This window comes from Paenibacillus sp. FSL R7-0345 (assembly GCF_038595055.1).
Lineage (GTDB): Bacteria > Bacillota > Bacilli > Paenibacillales > Paenibacillaceae > Paenibacillus_AQ.
Genome location: NZ_CP152002.1, coordinates 2,563,410 through 2,589,822, shown reverse-complemented (window position 1 = coordinate 2,589,822; position 26,413 = coordinate 2,563,410). Strand labels below are relative to the sequence as shown.

22 protein-coding genes are annotated in these 26,413 nt (G+C 50.5%); 8 read left to right on the top strand and 14 right to left on the bottom strand.

Annotated features, from left to right (window positions below):
* Positions 1–18: 18 nt before the first annotated feature.
* The 5 genes from NST84_RS10800 to NST84_RS10780 form a co-directional block, all read right to left on the bottom strand.
* Complete coding sequence (locus tag NST84_RS10800) at positions 19–909, bottom strand: carbohydrate ABC transporter permease (protein WP_236334732.1); 891 nt, start codon at positions 907–909, stop codon at positions 19–21.
* Positions 910–931: 22 nt separating this feature from the next.
* Entirely contained in the window at positions 932–1,861 is a 930-nt protein-coding gene (locus tag NST84_RS10795) for an ABC transporter permease subunit (protein ID WP_342565570.1), read from the bottom strand.
* 86 nt (positions 1,862–1,947) lie between these two features.
* Positions 1,948–3,477: an ABC transporter substrate-binding protein gene (locus tag NST84_RS10790; protein ID WP_342565569.1), complete on the bottom strand. Its 1,530-nt coding sequence runs from the start codon at positions 3,475–3,477 to the stop codon at positions 1,948–1,950.
* Between the two features lie 133 nt (positions 3,478–3,610).
* On the bottom strand, positions 3,611–5,206 hold the full coding sequence (locus tag NST84_RS10785; protein WP_342565568.1) for a response regulator: 1,596 nt from the start codon (positions 5,204–5,206) through the stop codon (positions 3,611–3,613).
* Positions 5,200–6,987, bottom strand: a complete 1,788-nt coding sequence (locus tag NST84_RS10780; RefSeq protein ID WP_342565567.1) for a histidine kinase — start codon at positions 6,985–6,987, stop codon at positions 5,200–5,202. Before NST84_RS10780 ends, NST84_RS10785 begins: the two co-directional genes overlap by 7 nt.
* A 251-nt stretch (positions 6,988–7,238) precedes the next feature.
* Between NST84_RS10780 and NST84_RS10775 the strand changes: the two genes are divergently transcribed.
* On the top strand, positions 7,239–7,466 hold the full coding sequence (locus NST84_RS10775; protein ID WP_342565566.1) for a helix-turn-helix domain-containing protein: 228 nt from the start codon (positions 7,239–7,241) through the stop codon (positions 7,464–7,466).
* Positions 7,467–7,532: 66 nt separating this feature from the next.
* Complete coding sequence (locus NST84_RS10770; RefSeq protein ID WP_342565565.1) at positions 7,533–7,724, top strand: hypothetical protein; 192 nt, start codon at positions 7,533–7,535, stop codon at positions 7,722–7,724.
* Between the two features lie 590 nt (positions 7,725–8,314).
* Here NST84_RS10770 and NST84_RS10765 read toward each other — a convergent pair.
* The 5 genes from NST84_RS10765 to NST84_RS10745 form a co-directional block, all read right to left on the bottom strand.
* On the bottom strand, positions 8,315–8,785 hold the full coding sequence (locus tag NST84_RS10765) for an NAD-dependent epimerase/dehydratase family protein (protein ID WP_342565564.1): 471 nt from the start codon (positions 8,783–8,785) through the stop codon (positions 8,315–8,317).
* Between the two features lie 432 nt (positions 8,786–9,217).
* Positions 9,218–9,598, bottom strand: a complete 381-nt coding sequence (locus tag NST84_RS10760; RefSeq protein ID WP_342565563.1) for an ATP-binding protein — start codon at positions 9,596–9,598, stop codon at positions 9,218–9,220.
* A gap of 345 nt (positions 9,599–9,943) precedes the next feature.
* Positions 9,944–11,881, bottom strand: a complete 1,938-nt coding sequence (locus tag NST84_RS10755; protein ID WP_342565562.1) for an NAD(P)/FAD-dependent oxidoreductase — start codon at positions 11,879–11,881, stop codon at positions 9,944–9,946.
* Positions 11,882–12,039: 158 nt separating this feature from the next.
* A complete protein-coding gene (locus tag NST84_RS10750; RefSeq protein ID WP_342565561.1) occupies positions 12,040–12,624 on the bottom strand; it encodes a TetR/AcrR family transcriptional regulator in 585 nt (194 codons plus the stop codon).
* A gap of 356 nt (positions 12,625–12,980) precedes the next feature.
* The gene (locus tag NST84_RS10745) at positions 12,981–15,620 is read right to left on the bottom strand and encodes an adenosylcobalamin-dependent ribonucleoside-diphosphate reductase (protein WP_342565560.1); all 2,640 of its coding nucleotides are present in this window, start codon (positions 15,618–15,620) and stop codon (positions 12,981–12,983) included.
* Between the two features lie 333 nt (positions 15,621–15,953).
* Here NST84_RS10745 and NST84_RS10740 point away from each other — a divergent pair, with 333 nt between their 5' ends.
* The 3 genes from NST84_RS10740 to NST84_RS10730 all read left to right on the top strand — a co-directional run bounded on the left by NST84_RS10740 (position 15,954) and on the right by NST84_RS10730 (position 19,985).
* Positions 15,954–17,699, top strand: a complete 1,746-nt coding sequence (locus NST84_RS10740) for an SNF2-related protein (protein ID WP_342565559.1) — start codon at positions 15,954–15,956, stop codon at positions 17,697–17,699.
* Entirely contained in the window at positions 17,696–18,748 is a 1,053-nt protein-coding gene (locus NST84_RS10735) for a YqhG family protein (RefSeq protein ID WP_342565558.1), read from the top strand. Before NST84_RS10740 ends, NST84_RS10735 begins: the two co-directional genes overlap by 4 nt.
* Positions 18,749–18,902: 154 nt before the next feature.
* Positions 18,903–19,985: a hypothetical protein gene (locus tag NST84_RS10730; protein ID WP_342565557.1), complete on the top strand. Its 1,083-nt coding sequence runs from the start codon at positions 18,903–18,905 to the stop codon at positions 19,983–19,985.
* 561 nt (positions 19,986–20,546) lie between these two features.
* Here the strand turns inward: NST84_RS10730 and NST84_RS10725 are convergent.
* Positions 20,547–20,738, bottom strand: a complete 192-nt coding sequence (locus NST84_RS10725; protein WP_342565556.1) for a YqzE family protein — start codon at positions 20,736–20,738, stop codon at positions 20,547–20,549.
* Between the two features lie 198 nt (positions 20,739–20,936).
* Here NST84_RS10725 and NST84_RS10720 point away from each other — a divergent pair, with 198 nt between their 5' ends.
* Entirely contained in the window at positions 20,937–21,710 is a 774-nt protein-coding gene (locus NST84_RS10720; protein WP_342565555.1) for an N-acetylmuramoyl-L-alanine amidase, read from the top strand.
* Here NST84_RS10720 and NST84_RS10715 read toward each other — a convergent pair.
* Together NST84_RS10715 and NST84_RS10710 are read right to left on the bottom strand one after the other, a co-directional pair.
* Positions 21,697–22,614 carry a divergent polysaccharide deacetylase family protein gene (locus NST84_RS10715; protein WP_342565554.1) on the bottom strand — a complete coding sequence of 306 codons (918 nt, stop codon included), beginning with the start codon at positions 22,612–22,614 and terminating at the stop codon, positions 21,697–21,699. The genes NST84_RS10720 and NST84_RS10715 overlap by 14 nt on opposite strands.
* Positions 22,615–22,729: 115 nt before the next feature.
* On the bottom strand, positions 22,730–23,233 hold the full coding sequence (locus NST84_RS10710) for a MerR family transcriptional regulator (RefSeq protein ID WP_342565553.1): 504 nt from the start codon (positions 23,231–23,233) through the stop codon (positions 22,730–22,732).
* 221 nt (positions 23,234–23,454) lie between these two features.
* On the opposite strand from NST84_RS10710, the gene NST84_RS10705 reads away from it, so the two are divergent.
* Positions 23,455–24,333, top strand: coding sequence for an SDR family NAD(P)-dependent oxidoreductase (locus tag NST84_RS10705; RefSeq protein WP_342565552.1), 879 nt, complete (start codon positions 23,455–23,457; stop codon positions 24,331–24,333).
* A gap of 93 nt (positions 24,334–24,426) precedes the next feature.
* On the opposite strand, the gene NST84_RS10700 is transcribed toward NST84_RS10705, so the two are convergent.
* Positions 24,427–25,356, bottom strand: a complete 930-nt coding sequence (locus NST84_RS10700) for a hypothetical protein (RefSeq protein ID WP_342565551.1) — start codon at positions 25,354–25,356, stop codon at positions 24,427–24,429.
* A 157-nt stretch (positions 25,357–25,513) separates the two neighbouring features.
* Between NST84_RS10700 and NST84_RS10695 the strand changes: the two genes are divergently transcribed.
* Positions 25,514–26,356, top strand: coding sequence for a YihY/virulence factor BrkB family protein (locus NST84_RS10695; RefSeq protein WP_342565550.1), 843 nt, complete (start codon positions 25,514–25,516; stop codon positions 26,354–26,356).
* Positions 26,357–26,413 lie beyond the last annotated feature (57 nt).

Below are 26,413 nucleotides of genomic sequence, written 5' to 3'. Positions count from 1 at the left end.
ATGCTCCTTCTCTCTTTTTTATTTGACAGCGCCAATGGTGATGCCTTTTACAAAATACTTCTGGAAGAACGGATACGCGATCAGGATCGGCAGGACCCCGATAGCCGCAATGGCCATCCGGACGGAAGTGCTTGGGAGCTCCGCTATCGCTGCTCCGGCGTTCACGCCAGCAGCATTGCTGTTGCTTGTCAGGAACTGGATGTCCATCACCATCTTGGTGAGAATCGTCTGAATCCCGAACATCCGGGTGTCGGTAATATAGATCAGGCCGTTGAACCAGTCATTCCAGTAAGCGATAGCCTGAAACAGTCCGATCGTTGCCATAATAGGCATGGATAACGGCAGGATGATCCGGTAGAAAATTTTGATCTCCCCCGCCCCGTCTATACTTGCCGCATCAATCAGTGCAGGCGGAATCGAGGTCAGGAAGAACGTCCGGACCAGCAGGATATTAAAGCCGTTCATCAGCAGGCCTGGCAGGAGCAGGCCGAAGAGTGTGTTTTTGATATCAAAAAGCTGTGTATACACCAGATAAGTAGGCACCAGACCGCCGTTAAAGAGCATGGTAAAAAAGACGATGAAGGTCCAGAACCTGTTCAGCGGCATATCCCGGCGGGACAACGGATAAGCCAGCATCGAGGTGATGGCCAGACTTACTGCAGTTCCTACCGTTGTTATAAGAATTGTAATGCCGTAAGCCCGGCCCAGCTCCAGCTGATGCTGCCAAAGGTACTCATAGGCCTTCAGGCTGAACGCCTCCGGGAAGAATGTATAGCCCTGCCGGACGATACTTTCTTCACTGCTGAACGACGCAATTATCAGCAGGGCAAAGGGAACAAGGCACGCCGCAGCAAATAGCCCTAAGACCATATTAGAAATCCATTTCATTGCTTTACTCTCATTAATCATAATCCGCTCACCCCGATTCTATTTAGAATAACGCATTATCTTTGCTGAACCTGCGGACAAGCAGATTCGCCCCGAGCACCAGGATGAAGCCTACGATGGACTGATAGACGCCGGCCGCCGATGCCATCCCCATATCCCCTGATACCATCAGTCCCTTGTAGACATAAGTATCAATTACGCTCGTCGTATCCGAAATAAATCCGGCATTCATCGGCACCTGATAGAAGAGCCCGAAATCGGAGTAAAAGATCCGGCCGATACCCAGCAGTGTCAGCATGACAATAACCGGCGTAATCAGCGGAATCGTTATGGAGCGGATCTGCGCCCACTTGGAGGCTCCGTCCAGCGTTGCAGCTTCATAGTACTCCGTATCAATACTTATAATAGAAGCCAGAAAGATAATGCAGCTGAAGCCGATAGATTTCCATAGATGAATAATCGTCAGGATAAACGGCCAGTACTTCGGCTCGGTGTACCACGAAATCGGATCAATCCCCAGGAGCGGCAGGACGGTTTTATTCATAAATCCCGTCTCCAGGCTCAGTCCGGCATAGGCCAGGTAACCGACAACCACGAATGAAATTAGATGGGGCAGAACAATGACACTCTGATAGAACCGGGACAGCACCTTTTTCTTGATCTCATTGAGCAGAATGGCAAAGGCGATCGCGAATAGCGTTCCCAGCACGATGAACACCGCATTATATAAGATCGTATTTCGCGTAATGATATAAGCGTCACTTGTCTGGAACAAATATTTGAAATTCTGAAAGCCGATCCATTCGCTGCCGAATATGCCTTTGGTGAAATTGATATTTTTGAAAGCAATGAATATCCCCAGCATCGGCAGATAATTGTTGATCAGCAGATAGACGATTCCCGGAATCATCAGCAAGTATAAGGGGGCATATTTAAGCTTCTTGCTGCCTTGCTTTAAGCTCAGCTGCTTCATTTGGTCTGCACTTCCTTTCCTTTGGCAAAATAGCATTTTAAAAATACGATCCAACCAGCCTTCTGCTGATTGGATCGTAAGCCTTCCTATTTGGACGCGTTGCCGGCAGCCCATTCATCCAGCTGCTTCTGCTTTTCGGTGATGATGGTATTAATACCGGCATCATCGAGCTTCTTCAGGAATTCGGGAAGCGCTTTGTCCAGCTCAAGCACGCCGCTCTCGATAGCCCGGCGGTATTGGTCAAGCACCGCATTGCAGGCGGCAATTTCAGCCTTTACAGAATCACCATTAAAAGTAAAGCCGAGGGCTTTGGATTTGGCCGCAGACTGGTTGAACTCGTTCATCTTCACATACACTTCAGGATCATCGCCCTCGAAGACAAAGGAGAGGAACTGGTTGCCGTGCATCCAGCCGTCACTCTTGTATCCGACATTGTCACCTGTGACCCCATCCGGGTATTTGATCACATTATCCGTACCTTGGACTTTTACATAATGCTTGCCTTCAATGCCCCAGTCGATCAGGTTTACAATGTCCTTGTCGGTGTACATCAGGTTCAGAAACTGCAATGCTTTTTCCGGCTGCTCTGAAGTGGCTGCAACACCGATAGCTACGTTAGTCACCGTATCGGTCATGGCCACTGGCTTCTGCGTACGTGCAGCAGTCATTTCCACCCCGACATTGCGGCTTTCCTGCGTTTCAAAGCCCGGCTTCATCGCGGATAACCAGCTGGCTGCCTTGCCGGATTTCACCATCACATTGTTTAATTCCGGGCTGGTTGCAGCATCCTTGACCAGGTAGCCTGCCAGATACCACTCGCGGATCTTGGTTACAATCTGTTTGTACTCCTCGGAAGCGAACAGGTTCACGACCTTCAGATCATCAAGTCCATGATTCAGCAGGACACCCAGGTTGTTCCCGAGCGGGTCCTGGATTCCGTAAGTACTGAGAATCGAACCGTTCGTCAGATTGGTAGCACCGGCCATTCCCGGCTCATTTTCTTTTACTGCCTTAAAGATTAACTCGAAATCATCAAAGGTTGTGACCTCATCAAGGTTGATGTTATATTTGTCCACAATATCCTTGCGGACTACGATACCGAAATCCTGCGCCAAATCGCGGAGACTCGGTACACCGTAGCTGACGCCGCCAACCTTGGTAGCGTTATAGTAATCGACGCCAAGGGCATCGATTGTCCCTTGTGCATTGGCTTCCATGATATTGCCAATCGGGTACAAGGCTCCTTTGGCTACCTGATTGCTATAGGTGCTGAGCATGGCGAACATATCCAGCTTTTCCCCGCTTGATAGCATCAGGTTGATCTGGTTGGTGAAAGCACTGTTACTTATCGGCAGAAGCTTGACCTTTACATTGATTTTGTCCACCGAAATCTTGTTGATGGCCTCTTGTACCTCCTGTATGTCTGCCGGTATATTGGAGAACGCCGGATAAGCGTACACCACTTCATAAGGCTCCTCTTTACTCCCGGACGGATCGGCACTGCCTGCTTCTTTGTTCCCTCCACCTGCATTGTTACCCCCGGCATTTCCTGAACAAGCGGTTACTGCCAGCATAAATACCAGTATGAGACTCAACCAGCCAAGCTTTTTCTTCATTCTTCATCCCCCTGTACCGTGTATGAGTTGGAATCGAATTTGCATCGAATCTGTTTATAATGTTACAGCGGGCCACATTTCCTCACTACTCTGTTTTCGACCTCACATTTGCACATTTTCGACCTGTATGCCTCTACTGCTTATGCTTGTTCCGGTAGTCCTTCGGGCTCATCCCAACCACCTGCTTGAATCTCCGGGAGAAATGGGCCAGGTTGGTGTAGCCTGCGCGGGAGGCAATGGAGCTGACCGACTGATGGGTTGCCGTCAGCAAATCGCGGGCCAGCAGCATCCTTTTGGATACAATAAACTCCGTGACGGACTGGCCGGATTCCTTCTTAAAAAGCCTGTCCAGGTAATCCGGGTTCAGGAACACATGGCTGGCTACAGCCTCGCGGGTCAAATCCTCCGATTCCAGCTCCTGCAGGATGAACTGCTCCGCATCCTTCATAATCGGCTGTGATTGCTGAACCGTTCCTACATAACCGGTCGCCTTGGAGAGGGTATGCTTCATCCATTCCTTCATATCCGTCAGGGAGCGGACAGCCCGCTGGAACAGCACGGAGGAGGTTTCATCGTTGAACAGGAGCTGGGCCTCAATGCCGCTTAACTTCAGTACATAATAGACCATCTGCAGAAAGTTATGGTGAAACCGGTATAAGCTGTCTGCATCTATCGTCTCTGCACCGCTTAGGCTATGAAGGAACTTCTCCGCCTCTTCCAGCACCCTGTCTCCGTGTCCCTCCTTCAGCAGCACAGACCAGGTACTCATATCCGGCAGAACTATATTCTGCTGGCCATAGGGTTTATTCCGCCACAACAACACTCTATTGCCGTGGGCTACATTGTTCAGATCCCATTCCGCCAGCCGGCCTACCATATCCGTCAGCTCATGGCCAAGAACCTCATTGCCGATGTAGACAGATATGTCGCAATAGAAATAGGTGCTTGCTGTATCTATAAAAGTACGCCCGCGTGCCTGCAGCGTCTCCTGGATCTCAAGTGCATTCCGCTCCACAGGAATCAGCGCCAGCAGCTTACGCTCCGGCAAGCCGAACAGCAGGCCGCTGCCCTGAATACCCAGCAGCTCGGCGCCGGAGTTGATCAGGGCATATTCGATGATTTTTTCGTCGCGGGGTGTAAAGGATTTGTTGTAGCGCTGGATGGATATAAGGGCAGGCAGCAGCCTCATGTCGGTACCATACGGAATGTTGCGTACTTCTGCTTCCCTGCGGATCAGCTCCGGATTGGACGGAATCGTATGGTTAAGGATGTCCAGCCAGAAGCGCTCCGCCAGAAGCGGCTGGTGCTTGGCCCAGAACTCCCCGAACCGGCTGTACTGCTTGGTCTCCTTGTCTTTGTTGATTTTCTCCGCTGCCCTGCGGGCGACATCACGCAACTCATCCTCAGCGACCGGTTTCAATAAATAATCAAAGCTCCCAAGCTGCACCGCCCGCTGCGCATACCGGAAATCGGCATGGCAGGTCATGAACACAGATTCGGTGCGCGGATAATGCTCTCTTACCCAGGCCAGCAGCTCGAGTCCGCTTCCTTGCGGCATCTCAATATCGCATAGCATGAAATCCACCTGAGCACTTTCATAGATTTCTTTGGCCTGGCGGGAATTATAAGCCGTATAGACGGGACCTATCCCTAGGGAGGCCCATTCTATTTCACTCGTCAGTGAATCCGCAAACAGCTTTTCATCATCTACAATCAGCATGGTTAACATGGTGCAGTACCTCCAGGGCTATGGTTTGAATGATTGTCAAGAGCAAACGGAAGTGTAATTCCAACGCTTGCCCCGTGCGGAACAGCATTGCAGAGGGTGACTTCCCCCTGCCCGTGATAGAGGAGGCGGAGCCTCTGCTTCAGGTTCCGTATGCCGATATGTTCGCCTTCTTCATCAACGATGCGCTCCTCCTGATTAATCTTGCGGATGATCTCATCCTGAAAGCCCGGCCCGGTATCCCGGATCTGGATCTGGATTCCCGCCTGTTGCTGTTCACTCATCTCAAGCTCGATATACAGGTACACCGGATCATCCAGAGTAATGGCATGCTTGACTGCGTTCTCCACAAAGGTCTGAATGACCAGCGGAGGCACCGGCGTATTCAGCAGAAATTCGGGAGCTTTGATCTCGGGAATCAGCTGACCGGGAAACCGCAGCTCCTGAATGCGCAAATAATTTCTCACATGCTGCAGCTCGTCCCTGAGCGTGACAAAGCTTAGATTACTCTGAAACATATAACGGAAATAACGGATCAGATACAGCGACAGCTCCTCCAACAGCTTCACTTCCTTGGTCCGGGCCAGGGTATGCAGCAGGTTTAAGGTGTTGATATAAAAATGGGGCTTGATCTGCAGCTGCAAATGCTGGAGCTCTGCCTTCTGCTTGTTCAGCTGCTCTTCGTAGACGTTAATGCGCAGGTTCTTGATCTGCTCCATCATATTGTTGAACGTATCGTTAACGGCCCTGAACTCACTGGAAGTAGGAAATTGTTTAATCTGGGTATCCAGGTTACCCTGCTGAATCCGGTTCATTGCTTTTAACAGGCGGTTCAGCGGAAGAAGCAGTGTTTTGCGCAGCAGCATCAACCCCAGCAGCAGAATGAGTATGGAGGCAAAGGGCAGGATAAACGAGATCGCCCGCAGCGTCGGCAGCTGCTGCAATATTTTTTCCTCCGGTATAAACGCATACAGGCTGAAATCTCCTTCGTGGGATCGTTCACCAACCGTCAGATAACGCTCCTTAGCCCCCGTCAAATAATAGGACCCCTCGTTCAGCTTGATCTCGGCACCTGTATCACGGATAAAGCTCTGGTTAACCAGCGCATTTCCGCGGTCGTCCACGAGCAGAGCTGCTCCTTTATCGCCGATCCCCAGCAGCTCCAGCGGGGTTTTAAAGGCATTCATATTGATCCATGCGCCTACAACCGATTGATTCGGCATTACAAAAAAGCGCATCAGGTACGTCTGGTCCCCGCTGCGCTGAACATACCAGCTCTTCATATGCTGGCGCTGCAGGCTTTCGCTTTTGCTAACATCATTGACAATATAATCCTTCATGTACGTCCTGTCGATATAGGTGGATCTGGTCTGAAAGGAATACAAAAAAGCATCATCCGAAGCCAGGAACACAAATAATCCGTCCAGCACAGAGTAACGCAGAATAGAATTTGAAAGATTGTTGTTAATCCGCTGTTTTACAAAGAGACGCTCATCCGGCGCGGTATAAAAATCAAAATCCGACAGCTCCGGATCAAGCATCAGGCCGTTCAGATAGTTGTCGGCTTCCTGCAGCCGGGCATCAACCTGGCTTCTGTACAGTGACAGAAGATCCTTGCTCGATTCTGCGACCTGGGTTCTTACCGTATGAATGGCATACACATTGGAATAGATCAGGAATGCAATGAGCGGAGTGACAATCAGAAATAAGCCGGCCAGCATTTTCACGCGGATGGACTTCCAGGTTAAAAAAGGATTATGCCGGATACGGAGTGTACGGAGCATGGTGATCTTCCTCTCTGTGCTGAGAATACGATATCTATTCTGACAGAACGATAATACATCACTAAGCCGGTATTGGCGATATGTATATTTGGTTGTGGGAAAGGATACTCACGTAAGGTGAGAAGGGGCGGGGATGAAAAAAAGATGCTCTGGGATAAAAAAACAGGCTGCCTCCCAAATGATATGATCCCCCTATAGTAGACAGAAAAAAGCAAGCCGTTTAATCTGTCTACTATGGAGGGGATTTTTTTATGGGCGAAATGAGAAGAACGTACGATGAGAAGTTCAAGAAAAAGGCAGTTGACCTGTATCTCAAAAAGGGATTGGGGTATAAGAGTGTAGCGCGTGAAATGGGCATCAACGATTCACTGGTTCGCCGATGGGTAAAGCACTTTGAGGCAGAGGGAGTAAAGGGCCTTGGAGAAAAAAAGAGGGAAAGCAAAAGGGCCAGGAATGGGCAGATCTCGAACACGTCCTGAAGATCCAGAGGCCAAGATTAAGCGCCTTGAGGCAGAAAATGAAATGCTAAAAAAGCTCTTACAGATGTGAAAGGAGGAATGGACGCTGTTCCGAGCAGCAAAAAGCTTGCAGTCATTAAGGAATTGCTTCATAAGAAATACAGCCTTTACCCTGCTATGCAATCTGGCTGGGGTATCCAGAAGTGGTTTTTACAAGTGGTTGAACCGGCAAACGTTCGTTTCACCCAAGCAACGCGAAGACGAAGCGATGAAGCTTAAAGTTGTCGAATGCCACGAGAAGAATAAAGGCATTTATGGATACCGCAGAGTGAAGGTATGGCTAAAGCGTACCTACGCCATTCATATGAATCACAAACGTGTACAGCGACTCATGGGCGAGCTAGGACTTCGAGCAGTTATACGGAGGAAAAGACCTTACTATGGCAAGAAAGAGGCTTACGTGATCTCTGACAACCGCCTGAATAGAGAGTTTACAGCAGAGCAGCCGAACCAAAAGTGGGTCACGGATATTACGTACCTTATCTTCGGTGGACAAAGGCTGTACTTGTCTGCGATTAAAGATCTGTTTAACAATGAAATTGTAGCGTACCAGATTAGCTCGCGGAATGATCTAAAGCTGGTGTTGGATACAGTCAAAAAGGCGAGAAAACGGCGGGACACCAAAGGTGTTCTTTTGCACAGCGACCAAGGATTTCAATATACTAGCTGCCAATACAGTAAACTACTGGAGCGATATGAGATAAAGGCGAGTATGTCCAGAAAGGGTAACTGCTGGGACAATGCCTGTATGGAGAACTTCTTCGGTCATTTTAAATCTGATTGTTTCTACCTCCACTCCTTTCACTCTGCTAAACAGGTGAGGCATGCTGTGCAGCAATATATCCGCTTTTACAACCATGCACGTTTCCTTTTTCTGAACAGGCGATAACCCCTTCCGCCAAATCGCGTACATCTACAGAGTTGAAGGAGCCTTCAAAGCCTACAGACATTTTACCGTCGCAATATTGCATAATCAAATGCGCCACCGGCCCAAAAGCATAGTCATTAGGTCCGCATATACCTGAAGGATAAACAATGGACGCATCCAGATTATGCTCTTTTACCGCTCTTTGGACAATTTGGGTCGCCAGTGCTTTGGTTTTACTGTAATATCCGACAACCGCTTCCGCATCCAGAATCTCTGGCTCAAGGATAATTTCCCCATGCGGTAATTCTGGAATAGCGCCTGTCGAGCTCACGTATACCAGTTTCTTAGCCTTTCGGGAATTTCCCAACAGTCCGGCTGCTCCGGTCAATAAATAGATAGTATTAGTCTTCATAGTAGATTTCCCTCCATGCATGATTCAAATGATCTCTCACTTGTTGGATACATTCTATCGGGAAGATGTTGTCAGATTGATTACGAGATGTTTGAGAATTGTTAATCTAATTATGGATAGCATTATGAAACATATTGGAGACCAGATGCCTTGGAGGATGATATAAATCAAAGGGTTAATCAGCAATAAAACAAGCCCAAACTTATGACGGTCTGGGCTTGCTTGGGTATACTTTTTAGAGATGCATACCTATCCATTTTCCAACTAATATGATGGAGCACTAAAGCTGCAAAAAACAAGGCTGGTAATCCTTATTTCACTTGAATAATGTCTCATTAAATATGATAAAGATATTTAGATTCGTTCAGCAGCACCTAGATTGGCTCATAGAAATTGATAAATCCTCTAAAAGAAAATCAGCTTTTATGCACACTAATACAGTTTATATTTCGTTATGTGTATATTCTGTATTGGAATCCTAATAAGCAAATTCGCCTGCATAAATTCTGCTTGGACAGTTGTTCCAGTACCCGCCAGGCTTGAAATCTCCATTCCATGTTGCGGCCCGTAGAAGATCTCGATTCTCTCTTTTACACTCAATAACCCTATATGGTTGCCATCTCCGCTATTCAGGTTCTCGTGAACTTGTTTTAACCGCTCAGGTTCTATACCGCTGCCATTATCCCAAACCTTAATGTGAAGCCGCCCCTCCTCTTTCCGGGTCTCAAAGTGAATCTCTCCAGAATGATTGATGGAAGAAAGGCCATGAACGATAGCATTTTCAAGCAGAGGCTGAATCAGAAAATTTAACACCCTGAATAAGCTTCTGCGTTTGCCCGAATCGCTGTATTGTAATTTTGGGCAAGCAGGCTAAGGCCAATTATAGAAGGCAACACAAATAAGGGAAGGTAAAATACAACAAGCTTTCTGGTCAGGCTCCATTTGTTCCATCTTCTATTTAACCATTTAAGTTTCGGAAGGCATTCTCTTGGTGCTGTCATAAGGGCTCCTGTCTGCTCCTTTATTGATTCTTCTGTACGACTATTGATTTCAGCCCTTGGTCCAAATGATTGATTATTTCAAAAATATATTATAAAAGCTTAAAAGAACAACCCGTTTTTCGAGTTGTTCTAAAGTTGGTTATTGCTTCAATTTTATTTAAATCATTCTGGCCACTTCATGCGCTTCGCTGACGGCGTTCAAAGCTCTGCGGGCACGTAATGCATCACCGATCACATGCATGGGTATATGACGTTCATCGCAAAAAGTATGAAGGCCTTCATAGCTGCGTGACTTTGCCCCGATAGCGACAACAACAGAGTCACATGGATACGCAGAAACTACACCTTTGCTTTCAATGACGACGCCATACTCATTAATTTCAAGGCATTTGGTGCTGGTCAAAAGATGAACTCCTGATTCATGCAGGCTTTCCATTACACAGATCGAACGTAACTCCCCCAAGTCTTTAGCCACTTTATCCAGCATCTCAACTACAGTGATCTTAGAAGCCTTACCATGAAGGTATTCTGCAACCTCAAGACCAACTAGGCCACCGCCAATAATAACGACTTCTCCGGAAACCATTGCTTCTCCAGATAGTACATCGTGCGAATTTGTAACCTTCGTCAACTGGCTTCCGGGAATATTTAGCTGCATCGGAGCTGCACCGATGGCCACAATAACTTCGTCTGGGTTAAGCTCTTCCAGCAATGACTCTGTAACAGGGGTATCCAGTCTGACCTCAATACCCGCTCTACTTACCTGTTCTCCTCGGGATATAGCCGCTGCCTTCATCTCTTCTTTTCTTGGTGCTTCACCAGCCAGGGCAAATTGACCGCCCAATGTATTAGTCGCCTCGCAGACAATGGGCTGATGCCCTCTACGTTTTAGGACCATAGCTGCTTCCAACCCTGCGATTCCGCCTCCAGCAATAATTACTTTTTTAGACTTTTCAGCTGGCTTCAGTTTATACTCAGCTTCTCTACCCAGTGCCGGATTTCTTAGACATGTGATAAATGGCACTTCTGTAGAAACAAATCCATCGTAGCAGCCTTGATTGCAGGCTACACATTCAACGATATCCTCACTTGTTCCATTTCGCGCTTTATTGCAAAACTCAGGATCAGCTAGTTGTGCCCGGCCGATAACGACCATATCCGCCTTATCATCAGCTAGAATATCTTCAGCTTGGGCAGGTGCATTGATCCGACCTACAGCTACAGTGAGCATTCCAGTTTCCCGACGGATACGGGCTGCGTTATTTACATTAAACCCTCTGGGAAGGTCAATAGGTGGCACCTCATATTTTATTGCTGCTGAGGAGAAATTGCCGCGGGAAACATCGAGAACATCGACACCGGCAGCTTGGGCCATCTTACAGAATCCGATAACATCTTCAACAGTAAGACCACCTTCCAGGTAATCATCGTGAGCGTCAATACGCATAAAAATCGGCATATCATCCGGTATATTCTGGCGGATAGACGAAATACATTCAATCAGGAATCTGGCTCTGTTCTTCAGGTCTCCCCCATATTCGTCGGTTCTCCGGTTAAAGAAGGGACTTAGAAAGGAATGAGGGGTGTAGTTATGGCCTGCATGAAATTCAATGGTATCAAAGCCAGCTTGGACGGCACGCCGCGCCCCTTCTCCAAATGCTTTAGCTGCAGCTTTTAATGTCTCAATCTCTGCTCCTGGTATGGTATATTCTGTACCGGGCACAGGCACGGGACTTGGAATAATGATCATCTGCTCCGGATCACTGGCAACTGCCAATCCGCCTAGCCATAACTGAATTCCTGCCTTGCCGCCTGCCTCATGAATGGCATCTGTAAGCTGCTTTAAACCCGGGATATATTTATCTTCTGAAATCGCCAAAAACTTCTTAGGGGAAGCTGGAGCATATACCGAGCATACTTCGGTGAAGTTTAGGCCGCATCCTCCCTCTGCTCTTGCAACATGGTAATCAATCAGCTGCTGAGTGACAAAACGTTCTTCATCAGGCATTTTAGTTCCCATAGCTGGAAAGATGATTCGGTTCTTCAACTCTAAACCTCTGATTGTAATTGGGCTGAAAAGTGTAGGATAGGCCATAAACATTCTCCTTCTAATTCTTTTTATAAGGTTCCGGTACTTTGTAATAATTTTCACATAATCAACATTACTTGATTACTGACAGCTCAAATATACCTGAGAAAAGAGAATGTTACAATATGTTTAAAACAATTTGTTTGAAATTTCCGCGAACTCTCTTATTTAGAAAACAACGAATGCATCAATAATTTAAGATACTCTATACGAGCTTCTTTGCTGGCCAAGATTAAACCATCTGTTTTCATAACTCCTTCGTATTCCGTTGGATAGTTAACAGATGAAGTGAAAATTAAATATTTGAATTTGAAGTTTGTCTCATCTCCTGGGATAAGATTGCGTAAGCATTCTTTGAGCAAGTTACCAATTTCCTGGGAGAGATCAATAATTCGTCTTGAAGTTTCATCATTATCCGCACATTCTAAGGAATGCGTATGTATCACTCTGTTACCGGGAAAACGCAGTGAATATTCCATGATCTCATTTGCAGATAACAGCAGTTTCTCTTTTTCACTGTAGGTTTCATTTTGAAGTATTGATAATACGGCAAGGGTATTTTCAATGTAGAATTCTTTTACCAGCTTGAGCATTTCGTCTTTGCTTCTAAAATAATAATTAATAGCGCTCACGTTTACATTGGCTTCCTTAGCGATTGCCCTAATCGCAATATTACAGCTTTTATTCTTCCCCATTAGATAAAGTGCACGATCCAAAATTCGTTCCTCAATATTTTTTAACTCCCTCATTGTTACCCCTCCGATAATTCACTCTTATGACATTATAATTAGAAACAATAATGATAAACAATAGATACTATTTTTCCAAAACTTTATTAAAATAAGACCTTTAAGTTGGCACCACTTGTTCTTAAAAGTTAAAGAGCAAGAAAACCTGGATAACACCCAATACTTCTAAAATCAAAAAAGTCCTGTCTTAGGAATTCCCTAATCAGGACTTTTTTGCAGTATTATATGCACAAGATTAATCTTATTCAGAATACTGAATACCCGCAATAATTATCAATTTTCGCGATTCACTTTTTGCAGCTTTCATTGCCATTTTTTGCAGCATTGGTGATCCATCACAAAACTCAATTAAATTCCTAACCACACCGGCTATACCCGCAATTCCCGCATGTCTTACACCCCTCTATGTTTATAAGCGATGCACTCCCGCAGGAAGGGCAGAGATCCCGCGAAGCCGCCAAGTTGCTGTGCGTCCCGTGTCCGCCGTGCCCGGCATCCGCCGGAGCCGCGGCTGGCACGCTTGATTTCAGCTCGGCGCTGAGCGCCTCATTGAAATCGAGCTCCAGGGTGGCCGCGATCGGAGCGGCCACGTGGTCGTCATGTGCGTTGTTCTGCACATGGGTTTCGAGGGCTTTAGCTACAGCGTCGGCGATGGACTCGACGCGATTGGCGCCGAAGCCGATGGCGCCGGAGCCGCCGATGCCCTTGAGATGCTTGATCAGCAGCTCGACCTTTTCGCCGTGGTCGCCGTAACGCAGGAACAGCGAGCAGACACGGCCCAGGGCTTCGGCCATGGCGAAGACGTCGGAGCCGGCCTTGCCGACATTCAGGAAGATTTCGCCCGGAATGCCGTTCAGGTCGTTTATAGTGATATACGCCATGCCAAACGGCGTGTTGATCTTATAGGTTGCGCCGCGCAGCACGTGCGGGCGTTTTTTGTATTGTTTGTCGCCCCCGCTTTCTTGCGGTGCCGGGCTTACTGCCACTACCGGAGCTGGAGAAGCCACCGGGGCCGGTTCAGCAGCAAGTTCTTCTGCGGCAGGTGCGTCCTTTTTCTCTTCCTTCTTCGCCGTTTCCAGCACCTGCACATCGCGGCTGCCGTCGCGGTAGATCGTTACGCCTTTGCACCCGAGGTCGAAGGCCATTTCGTACAGCTCGGCGGTTTCCTCGACAGTGAAGTCGGACGGGCAGTTGGCCGTCTTCGAGATGGAACTGTCCACCCAGCGCTGAATCGCTGCCTGCACACGGATATGGTCCTTGGCGGACAGATCCATCGAGGTTACAAAATACTCCGGCAGCTCCTCACCCGGATGGGCCTCCAGCCACTGCTGGGCAATGGGCACGAACTGCTCGTCATAGCCAAGCCGGCTCTGGCGGAAATATTTGAAGGCAAAGTAAGGCTCAATCCCGGTCGATGTACCAACCATAGTTCCCGTACTACCGGTTGGAGCCTGTGTAATAACAGTGACGTTACGCATCCCATGCTCACGGATAGATTTCCCGACCTCCGGATACACCTCGGTAATGTTGCGCATAAAACCGCTCTGCAAATATTTTTCTGCATCAAAAGCCTTGAACGAGCCCTTCTCCCCGGCAATCTCTGCCGAAGCCAGATAGGCCTCCCTTGCCATAAAACCATACAGCTTGTCCAGGAACTCCAGCGATTCCGGGCTGCCGTAACGGATGTTCAGCTTGATCATCAGCTCAGCCAGACCCATAGTGCCCATGCCTACGCGGCGCTCCAGCTTCTGATTCGCTTCATTTTCCGGGAAATGATATGGTGTCTTGTCGATAACATTGTCCAGGAAACGGACGGAATAACGGGTCGTTCTCGCCAGATCCGCCCAGTCCACATCATGGTTTTCCGCATCATAGAACCTGGAAAGATTGACCGCCGACAGGTTACAGACGCCCCAGCCCGGTAGTCCTTGTTCTCCGCAAGGATTCGTACAAATAATCGGATTAAAATACCAGCTGTTCGACATCTGGTTATAGTATTCCATAAACACAACGCCCGGCTCCGCCGATTTCCAGGCCGATTCAATGATTGTATGCCACACATCGCGCGCTTTTACAGTCCGGTAAGGGATAACCGCACGGCCGGCCGCCTTCCATTTATCCAGATCCCCGTCCCAGAGCTCATCGTAATCCGGGTCGCTGGTGTCCGGGAAGACGAGCTCCCAGTCCAGATCCTTTTTGACAGCCAGCATGAAGCTGTTGCTCACGCATACCGAAAGGTTGGCATTGGTCACCTGTCCCATTGTCTGCTTCACGGTGATGAAATCCAGCACATCCGGATGCCAATCGTTGATCATCAGCATCAGCGCCCCGCGGCGGCTGCCGCCCTGCTCAATAAGTCCGGTTGTGTAGCTGAATAGTCCGCCCCAGGATACAGAGCCGCTGGACGAGCCGTTAACGCCTCTGACAATGGCCCGGCGCGGACGCAGTGAGGACAGGTTGATGCCGACACCTCCGCCGCGCGCCATAATTTCGGTCATTTCGGAAAGGGTCTGCATGATGCCGCCGCGGCTGTCTTTTGGCGAAGGAACCACATAACAGTTGAATAAGGTCAGCTCCTCGCTCGCCCCCGCGCCTGCCGCAATCCGTCCGCCCGGAACAAGCTTCCAGTCATTGAGAATCGAACGGAATTTGCCGGTCCACTCCTCCTGCAGCTCAGGCGTTTTCTCGACAGAAGCCATGGCTGCGGCCAGACGGTCCCACATTTCCCCGGGTGTTTTTTCAATATTAAGTGTCAGCTTCTCCACATCCGATTGCACCAGCTCGCCGCTGCGGGTCTTGACGGTCACCATCCGTCCGCTGCGCGCGACAATTTCGCCGACCTCCTTGGTCGGAAATTTCGGGTCATCCTTGGTCAGCACCAGCACGACATCGCCTACCTTGGCATTATTCGTGTCCGCATCCTTCCAGGCATAACGGTCCAAAAATATTTTCTCGCTCAAGCCCTCAAGGCGCTGGTTGGGTTCCACTGTACTCAATACAAAAACCTCCCGGTAAGTGATATGTAAACACAGGTACTGCAGTAACGCTATTGCTCCAGCTTGTCAATAAAAACAACTGCAAAAAATAAGCAGTACACCAACAATTCAAGCTTTTGTAACAATATATTGTATCAACATGCCTCATCACTATACCACATATTGTAACAGAGTTCCTTTTTGAAAATAGAAGCCTTTCCGCAGAAAAAACAGATTCAGATCGCCTTTTCTCTTGATTTCGCGGTTTTTTAGTCTCTGTTATGAATTCTCTTTAATACGAGCATACTACTTTTACGCATTCCGATATGAAACCTTGCCGGAGGAGGCTGCAACATGATGCAAGTATCCCGCAATTCCTTACCGCAGGAGGGAGGCATATCCGCCCCGCTGCTGCCGGTTCCCCTATCCTTTGAACGGAACTGGCTGCAGGATCTGGAATCCAGGCTGGAAAAAGGCGGCCCCTGGGGCGACTGGAAGTTATCCCGTCTGGCTGTGCAGGGTGAGCAATGCGGCCTTGTCACTAGCTTTGACGAGCTGCAGTGCACGAAGCATCTGTCCGGCCTGTCGCCTCTCCCCCATCAGCTCGATACCGCCCATAAAGTATTGTTTGAGATGTCCGGCCGGGCCATTCTCGCCGATGAGGTGGGGCTGGGCAAGACGATTGAAGCCGGTCTGATTTTAAAAGAATATCTGGTGCGCGGTCTGGTGGGCAAGGTGCTGATTCTGGTCCCCGCCTCCCTTGTGCTCCAGTGGGTCCGTGAGCTTAACGCCAAGTTCGGAATCACCGCCGTCGCCCAGAAAAAAGCCTACTCCTGGGGCAACGACATCGTCGTCGCGTCCCTTGACACAGCCAAGCGTGATCCGCATAAGGAGCTGCTGTTAAGCTCCGAATTCGACATGCTCATTATTGACGAGGCCCACAAGCTGAAGAACAAGAAATCGACCAATTACCAGTTCGTACAGCAGCTCCGCAAAAAATACTGCCTGCTGCTCACTGCCACACCTGTGCAGAACGACCTCGGTGAGCTGTTTAATCTGATTACACTGCTGAAGCCGGGTCAGCTCGGGAATCAGGGCGATTTTGCGGCCAATTTTGTCGTCGATAAACGTCAGCCGAAGAACGAGGTCCAGCTGCGCGGCGAGCTCTCCAAAGTCATGATCCGCAACCGGCGCGGTGAGGGGCCTGTCACTTTTACCAAGCGTAAAGTACGGAATATCCCGCTCATCCTCTCACCTGAGGAAAAGGCGCTCTATGACGGCGTTACCGCTTTTGTAAAAGATACGTATCAGGAATCCGGCGGCAATCTCAGCAGCATGCTCTCCCTTGTAACGCTTCAGCGTGAAGTCTGCAGCAGCCGTGACGCTGTTTTTATCACACTCGTTAATCTGATCAAAAAGCTGCCTGCCGATTCGCCCAAACGCGACCGGATGATGGAGCTGCTGCAGAGCATCCGCACAGTCAAGACGAACACCAAGGCGGAGAAAACGATGGAGCTGATCCGGGATATGAATGAAAAGGTGATTGTTTTTACGGAGTACCGGGCCACCCAGGAATATTTACTGCAATACTTCCGTGATCACGGGCTGCAATGTGTGCCTTACTCCGGCGGGATGAACCGCGGCAAAAAAGACTGGATGATGGATCTGTTCCGCGGGCGCGCCCAGGTCATGATTGCCACCGAAGCGGGCGGCGAGGGCATTAACCTCCAGTTCTGCCACCATATGATCAATTTCGATCTGCCCTGGAACCCGATGCGGGTGGAGCAGCGGATCGGCCGGGTACACCGGCTGGGCCAGCAGAATGACGTCGTTATCTATAATCTGTCTACCCAAGGAACCATTGAAGAGCATATTCTCCACCTGCTGCACGAAAAAATCAACATGTTTGAAATGGTCATCGGGGGGCTGGATGTCATTCTGGAACGCTTTGAGCAGAAGGAATCGCTGGAAAAAAGCCTTTATAAAATCATGCTGGAGGCCCGCAGCGACGAGGAGCTGCGCAGCAGCCTGGATCATATCGGCGAATCGCTGACTGAGCTGACCCAGGAAACCCGGCAGGAAAGCGGGGCTTCGCTATGACACTGACTACACAGGAAGTCCGCAAGCATGTGATGGATTATCTGGAGGCCACTGACTGCACCGTTATCGAGGTTTCGCCGCTGCATGTAACCGTCAAGCTCTCCCCCCGTGCCGACCGGATGCTGACCGACAGGCCCTATTACTGGGGCTTTGTGGAGCGCACAGGCGCAGAGCCGGAGACGCTTTCATTCACCTTCGTGTTCGATCCGGAGCAGTATGATCATGCCGCTGCCCAGGCGTCGGCCACACCTGCCCGGCCGCGCGGCGGTGTAAATCTGCCGACTGGCGGCTTGAACATGGAGGCGGCTGCCGGGCCTGCCGCTGAAGGAACAGCGCCAGGGGGTACCCCGGCCGGAGTGCCGCCCGGCGTGTCAGCTGATCCGCAGGACAGCATCCTCGCCCGCTACTTCGGCGTTATGCCGGCGCTTCCGCGCCTGGGTCCGGGCTTGATCCGCCGCGAGGACGTAATATACGGCAGCAAACGGCTTAATCAGATCTGGGCAGCCGCCCGGGATGAGGGCAAATGCCTGCAGCTGTTCGAGGACCCAGGCAGCAGGCAGCGGATGACCTTGTTCTCCGCTGCCTATGAGCCTTGGCTGGGCGTATGTTACAAGGTCGAGATGACCTGTGACCTGAAGCGGGAGGAGCTGCATTTTCTGGGGATCTCTCTGACCACGGGAAAAATAGCGGCCGAATTCGGTTCCCGGCTGAATAGTCTGGAGCTGACACCGCGGCTGCCGGAAAATATTCATATCCAGCCTTATGACCTCAGCATAGCTGGCGGTGCAGACAGGCTGGAGAACTATCTGACCAGTCAGCTTGCCGGACTGGACTACAGCTGGGCCGAGGAAGCCCGGGAGCGGCTGCGGCTGGAGCTCAGCATTGTCGATCTTTATTATACCGAGCTGCTCAAAGAGCCGGATGAGGAGAAAAAGCAGGCGATCGAAGAGCAGTATAACAGCAGGCGGACCGAGACTGCCTGGCAGTATGAGCCGCAAATTTCGGTTTCTGCCGTCACTTATGGTCTGTTTCATCTGCGCAGTTCATAGAATACGACCAGGTCTGCTAAAAGCAGGCAAAAAAACAGGCAGCGCTGCTTGCAGCCGCGCGACAGCAAGCAACACCCTTTTCAGGGCTTGTCTTCTACAATAGATGTAGAGGACAAGCCCGTACGATTTTGGACCAAGAAAGGTGAATGATGACATGAAATCATCTGCAAGACGACAGGCAGCGCCAAAGCGGCGCAGCCGGCTGCTTTCCCTGCTCTGTCTCGGACTGGCGCTGTTGCCTGTGGCCTACGCTTTTCCCGCAGCCGGCGAAGCCATCGCCCAGGGCAGCCGGATTCCTGTAAAACAAGTAGTTTCACAGGTGCTCAAGCCGGAGCTCTCCCTGAAGCCGCTGCCTTCATCCAAATCCCTGCAGGAGTTTACTTCAGACACCATCAGCAGGCTATCCGCGGCCGTTCCGTTTACTTCCTGGAAAAATGCAGGCACCGCCTATTATCCGCTTGGACCCGGCACGCACAGCTGGCTGGTTAATGTGCTGAGCGGTGAGCAGCGCATCGGTTATCTGATCATATCCGCGACAGAAGACGGCGGATATTCACTCAGCGAATACGGTGCCGGCACAACCGGACTTCCTTACAGCTTGACCGAACTGCGCCAGTATGTGGTGCGGGAGGCTCTTATCCCTTCATCCTATTCAGGCACCGCCGAATTAACTGCACTTTACGCGCCCCTGCTGCCGGTATGGAAGCTTACACTGGACAAGCAGACCTACTATATCAACGCGGTGACTCTGGAAATTTTGCCGTGGAATTCCGCAAAGGCTGATGCGGCACTGAAGGCGGCACTGCCATCCGCCGAAGTTGTAACCACTAGCCCTGGCAGCGGCTGGTCACCGATGCCTGCCAGCCTCAGCGGAGGTCAGGATGATCCCTATGCGGATCTCCGGTGGCTCGCCAGCTCCAAGCTGAAGGCTGTGGACAGCGGCAATGTTGCCGTCCTGCTGAGTAGCGGCCGGGCTTTGGCTTATCAGTCGCCCGGAGCGAACGATGCGACCGGCGCTCCATTTATGATCACCGGCTATCAAAGCTGGCGGCCCTCCGTCCAGGGCGATGCCAAAAACAGCCACATAGTGATCTATGCCGCTACAGGTGTTAAAGGCCGGCGTTACCTGCCTTTTGCGCTGCTGCAACAGACTGGAACGCTGCATAAGCTGCCAGATGCCCAGGGCAAGGACTTGGCTTACGAAGTCGAGGCTGATGCTGTTACGATGATGCGTTAGCGGGAATGGTATTACGACCGCTGTTGCTAATCCGGGACTGCTGTAAAGACTATGTTAGTTGGTGACGTAACGCATACACTGATGTAGCGCCTGATTCATGTACGTTCGTTCGCAACATCAGCGAATCATCCGTTTTTACGGTCGTCCACTACTATCAGCCACGCTAACGGATACCAGAGCCCCTATTTCCGTCAAAATCAACTTTTGGACATGCTAACGGACCCCAGCGCCGTTAAATGCGCCCTTTTGCCTTTGAAACGGCTGATTTGGGCACAATAAGAGCGATACGGTCCGTTAGAAATTCGAACGGTCTCATACAGCACAAATAGCGTCATTACGGTCCGTTAGCGGGCTGGCGATATGGGGTGCAGTTGACGATTTACAGCCTGAGGATTGCAGATTGCGGCTTCCATCTGCGATCACTTGAGCGGCGAATTACCGTTTTACAGCCCGCGCTATCCAGATACTTCTCTCTCTAACCCACAAAAACAACCTTCCCGAACAGTGCCGTAATACAGCCGGGAAGGTTGTTTTATTTGCGTATAAACCTGCCGCATCTCCCTAATCCCGGCGGCCCTCCTTGGTCCATTTGCTCCGCCAGATGGACAGTCCAAGCGGCAGCATGCCGAACCATTTCTGCGCCCACGGCTGCTTCTCCGCTTTACGCCGTTCCCGGCTTGCGCGCGGGTCCTCCATATAGACGACTACCTTTTCGGTAATGTACTTCACCAGATCATCCCCGCTGGAAGCCATTTTCCGTACCTCCTTTATAGATCGATAGCTGCAGTTTGCTTTGCTTCATCCGGCAGCTGCCGGATTCCTATGTTTCTAGTGTGCTCCGAACCTGACATCTCTAAACCGGAGGCGCCCCGTATAGACTTGCCTTTTACAGCACAATCTAACAAAGATTACAACGGATGAACAAAAACAATGTGCAAGGAGGTCATGCACTTGAGAAATGTAAGCTTGCGAACAGCCGGCTGCGACAATAGAGCTGTTAACCGCACATGGCGCAGATGGATCATTCTGCTCGCTTCGGCAGGACTGATGACACTGCTGGCCGGACCAGCTGATGCCGCGCTCAAAGAACCTTCCGCCCCGCCGTCTGTCCTAAAGAATGATCGGCAGCATGTACTCGGCCATGATCAGCGGATAATCCTGATTGATGCCGGACACGGCGGAATTGACGGGGGAACCTCCCACGGTGACATTCTGGAGAAGGATATTACCCTGGCTATTTCCCGCCGCCTGTTCCTGCTGCTGCGCAGTGACGGCTTCGACGCCATCCTTAACCGTACCGGGGATTATGCCCCGAGCGACGAGAACCGCTGGCTGCGCAGCAAATCGCGCCATCTGCGCGATCTGGCCCAGCGCAAAGAGCTGGCCGAGACTCTGCCGGCAAATGTGGTCGTCAGCGTTCACATCAACTGGGCGCCTTCACCAGCCAAGCATGGGCCGCTGGTACTGTACCGCCAGGAAGGACGCAGCTTTTTGCTGGCCAGATCCATTCAGGATCAGCTGAACAATCTGTACGGCATGCAGGCAGATCCGAGGCCGGGCAAGCCCTTTTATCTGCTCAACAAAATAACCGCCACAACGGTTATCGTTGAGGCGGGATTTATAAGCAGTCCGGAGGACCGCAGCAGGCTCTGCACACCGCATGGCCAGGAGGAGCTTGCTGAGGCCATCGCCGGCGGGATCGCGGCATACCTTATGGAAGTTTGAGCTGTGAATTCCATTTCCATTCTTCCCGGACCAGATCCGAGATGCCGACAAATTCGACACTGTCTTTTAGTTCTTCAATGCCGCTGCGGATGCCCGCGGCGGTTTCTTTTCCCTGAATGCCGACATGCCCGATCGTTACACAGTATCTCTGGTCCAGTGCATGCTCGCGGACCAGCCGCATCTGCTTCAGAACATGGCCTGCGGAGTGGACATCATCCAGGAAGATGTGGTTCTCCACCGGGGGAAGCCCTTGCTCACGGGCAACCTTACCGGCTATTGAACGGTAATTGGTGTGGCTGTCTACAAAAAACAACCCCCGCTCTCTGCAGACTGCCAGCACAATGCCCATTACCCGTTCATCTCCGGTCACCTTGGAGCCCATGTGGTTGTTGATTCCAATGGCGTAAGGAACATTATCGAGTGCCGCTTCCACCCGCTCCCGCACCTCGGCGTCACTCATACTGGTCAGTACGGCCCCTGGACCAAGCCATTCCGGCTTACCCTGGCGTGGCTCCATCGGCAGATGCACCAGCACATCATAGCCGCGTTCATGGGCCCGCTTGGCATCCTGCTCCGTGGTGGACAGGAACGGCATGACTGCAGCGGTAATTTTGACCGGCAGCGCGAACATCTCCTCTGTCCCCCGCATCTTGTTGCCAAAATCGTCGATAATGATCGCTACACGGCTGCGGGCGGTCTTCGCTGGCTGCTCTTCGCTCTCCGGCAGCTTGGCGGATCCGGGCGCTTTTGCAGCCAGCTCAGACCTGCTGCCCTGCGCCCTCACCTCTAAACCTGCACCTGCAGCAGACGGAATTCCGGGAATCAGCGCGGTTATTATGAAAGCTGAGGTAACATATAAGAACAGCTTACGGCTTCTAAACAATGAGCGGTAATCGTTGTTCATAAGACAGGCCTCCTTCGTCTTCTGTAACTAATGCTCTCATTGTTTGAAATCCGAAGGGGGAATATGTACAGGCCGGATGCGCAATAATTAACAGTTTAATTCAGGCTGCCGCCCCTTATTCTTTTTTCCGCACAGGCATCCGTTTGGCATCTCCGGTAAGCGTGCAATCCTCATTTCTGGTTCCAATCCCGCTCGTAATCACCTTATTATCTATAAAATCTACAATCTGCTGCAGCGAAGCAATCTGATCAAGGATGTTCTGCTTATGGGTTAGGATTTTGTCATACAGCTCCGGGTATTCGCTCAGCGCCGTATCCGGGGTCAGGCTTAAATAGGGACGCATGTCATCCAGCGGCATCCCGGTTTTTTTGAGGCAGCCGATCAGCTTCATCTTCTCCACATCTGCTCCGCTGTAGATCCGGTGTGTATTTCCTTTACGTTTGGCACGGGGCAGCAGCCCAATCTTCTCATAGTAGCGGATGGTGTCCTCTGTTATACCGGTAAGCTCCGCTGTCTTTTTAATCGAGTAGCCCTCCTGGCTAACCTTACCTTGTTCTTCTTCTGCCTGGCCCGCCCCAACCGCTTCCACCGTTTCAATCCCTTCAACCACTTCCATCATTTCCTGCACCTCCGTATTTCAGATTGCTTGCCTGCCAGCCTTAATAATCCAATTACCTTATTGTATAACTTGGAGTCAGCTCCAAGTCAACCCCCTCACCTGCCGCCAAAATACGTATTGACTTGGAGCCGGCTCCAAGTTATAGACTGAGGCCACTGACAGATAAACGGCCTTACATGCCGCGCGTCTGATCACTATTAACAACCCAAGGAGAGATTGCCATGAATGAACAATATACAAACGCTACACGCGGAACCGCGCTGATTACCGGAGCCAATAACGGCATTGGGCTTGAGCTGACCCGTAAAATGCTTAACGAGGGCTGGCAGGTCGCCGCGCTGATCCGTTCTGCTTTTCCCGTCAATGATCCTCAGATAACGGAAGCCATTAACAACAACCGGCTGCGGATATACAGGGCAGATCTGACCAATTTCAGCAGTCTGCGCACAGCACTGGGGCAGATTAAAGCCGCCGAGTCCAAGCTTGACCTGCTCTTTAATAACGCCGGAGGCAGCTTCCCCGAGCTAAGCTATTCAGCACAGGGGCGGGAGCTGCATTTTGAGCTTCAGACAGTGGTTCCGTATATTATTACCATGGAACTGAAAGAGCTGCTGCTGAAGGGTTCTGAACGTACCGTTATCAACACCTCTTCCAATGCGATCCTCACTGTAAAAGCTTTCGATCCCGCCCTGCTGGAGCGGCCTCTTACATTTAAAAAGCTGTTCGGTCCCTACGCTGTTTCTAAACTGGCACTCTCCCTGTGGACAGAGGAAATAGCCCCGCAGCTCGCTGCTGAGGGCATCATGATACGCAGCGCCGACCCGGGAGGTAACAATACGATCCGTAAGGATAAAAATTCCGGTCTGCCCTTCTACATCAAGCCTATAATGAAAATGTTTTTCCCTCATCCGAGCTATGGCGCAGGTCTCTTGTATAATGCAGCTTTAGGCAGTCACAAAGATAAACCGGGTGTTTTTCTGATGAAAAATCAGGTATCCCGCCTTAAATTTACCGGGCATGCCCCTGCTGTCCTGAACAAGGTTCAGGCTATTTACCGGCAGGAATTCTCGGATATCTCTACACGCTCAGCAGTGTTATAATTACTACTAAACTCAGTGTCTTCTCAAAAAAAGCGGTGCCGCAAGCCATCCCCCCAGGGAGACCAGCTTGAGCACCGCCTTATTCTTTTCATTCTACTCAGCCAGCCGCCCGAACGCCCGCAGAAACAGCAGCTTCTCCAGCGCAATCCAGCCCTTCCACCAGTTTTCGCTGACAGCAAACTCCCGCTCATAGCCGGCCCAGCGCCAGTTCAAGTTCCAGACACCTTCCCTGTTCCGGTTTTCAAGCGTATAATCCAGCTCCTTCTCCACGATAGCTGCATTGTCCACGTAGCCCAAACTTTCCTGCTTTTGGATGAAAAACGAAGGCTTGCAGGTATAACCGGTCCAGTCACCGGCATCCCGCTGCAGCAGAGCAGTAATCCGCTGTTCAGCGGCTGTGTTCATCTCTTCATAAGCAAATTGCTCCTGCAATCCGGCCAGAGCGATGTACTCAAGCAATGTAAGCACGCATTTGAGCGGATGCATTTCGAGCCCCGGTTCCTGTAAAAAAAGGGCTTCAAGTTCCTTCGCGATCCTGAGGCCCCGCGTAAACAGCGCGCTGTCCCTGTCAGCATACAGCAGAATGAAGCCCGCCAGATTCGCGGTCGGGTTAAAAATGTTGCGGGCCGTACTATCCGATTCCAGATTCCACCAGGGCGCATGCGGATAAGCGTTGTTTGAGGCAATCACATTCCGCCAATTGTCCCCGTCCATTTCGGCTCCGCTGTCCAGATACCTGAGTATGCCCTGCACAACAGGATGATCTTTGTCCTCAAAGCCAATCTCCAGCAGGACATCCGTCCCGGTTGCCGTCTGAAGCGGTGAAGAATACGGATTCCAGGCATCCGGCTCGAGGGCATTTCCGAATCCGCCGTCCTCATTCTGGTAAGCTGCCAGCGCCTTCACGACAGCAGCCTCTCCGCCATTCTCGAAATGAAACTGCCATTTGGCCAGTTCAAGCGGGCGTGCATTACGGTAGAACCAGTTTCTGATACCTCGAAAATCTTCCGCTGCAAGCTTCATCCTCATTCTCCTTTTATCTGATTTGCTTCTGCACAAGCTTCCCTTACACTTGTATTATAAACCCCACCGGCGGCATAATGGCTGTGATGTTGTTCGGCATGAGGTTAATATTATAAACATACCAGCGCATATTATAGACTACGTAGAGGAGGGAATTATGAAAAAGAACGCGGAGGGAATGTACTCTTTTGCCAAAGAGCTGTTCACCAAAATAAAAAACGATGATGTCCAGGGCGTCAGCGCGCAATTAACCTATTATCTGATTCTTTCCCTGTTTCCGTTTCTGATCTTCATTATGACACTGATCGGGTATGCCCATATTTCCCTGGAGGACAAGATCAGGCAGCTTGAGCGCATCATGCCGGTGGAAGCCTATTCCATTATCGAGGAGATTCTGCAGGATGTCTCGGAAGGACGGAGCCAGGCCCTGCTGTCGTTCGGGATGCTGGCCACACTGTGGGCCGCCTCCAAGGGAATTAACGCCATAATTAAGGGTCTTAACCGCGCTTATGATATTGATGAGAGCAGAGTCTTCTGGAAAATACGGGGGATCGCTTTCCTCGCCACGCTGTCCATCGGCTTGGTAGTGCTGCTCAGCATTCTGCTGCTTGTGTTCGGCAGCTGGCTGAAAACACAGGTCTTTTTATTAACCGATCTGCCGTATGGTCTGCAAAAGCTCTGGGATCTGCTCCAGTATGCCGTTCCCCTCTTCGTGATGTTCGTGGTATTCACGCTGCTCTACTGGATTGCCCCCAGCCGCAGGCTGCGGCTTAAGGAGGTCATGCCGGGTGCGCTCTTTTCCACGGTCGGCTGGATCGTCACCTCTGTACTCTTCTCGGTTTATGTCAATCAGTTCAGCGATTTTACTAAGACCTACGGCAGCCTCGGCGGAGTCATGATCCTGCTAATCTGGCTGTATATCAGCTCGATTATTATTCTGGTCGGCGGAGAGATCAATGCGATCCTCCTGAACCGCCGGACTTCCTCAATCAGCCGTTAGCATTTGCTTAATATGTCGCAACGTGATATAGTCACGTCATGACATAGTCATATCACG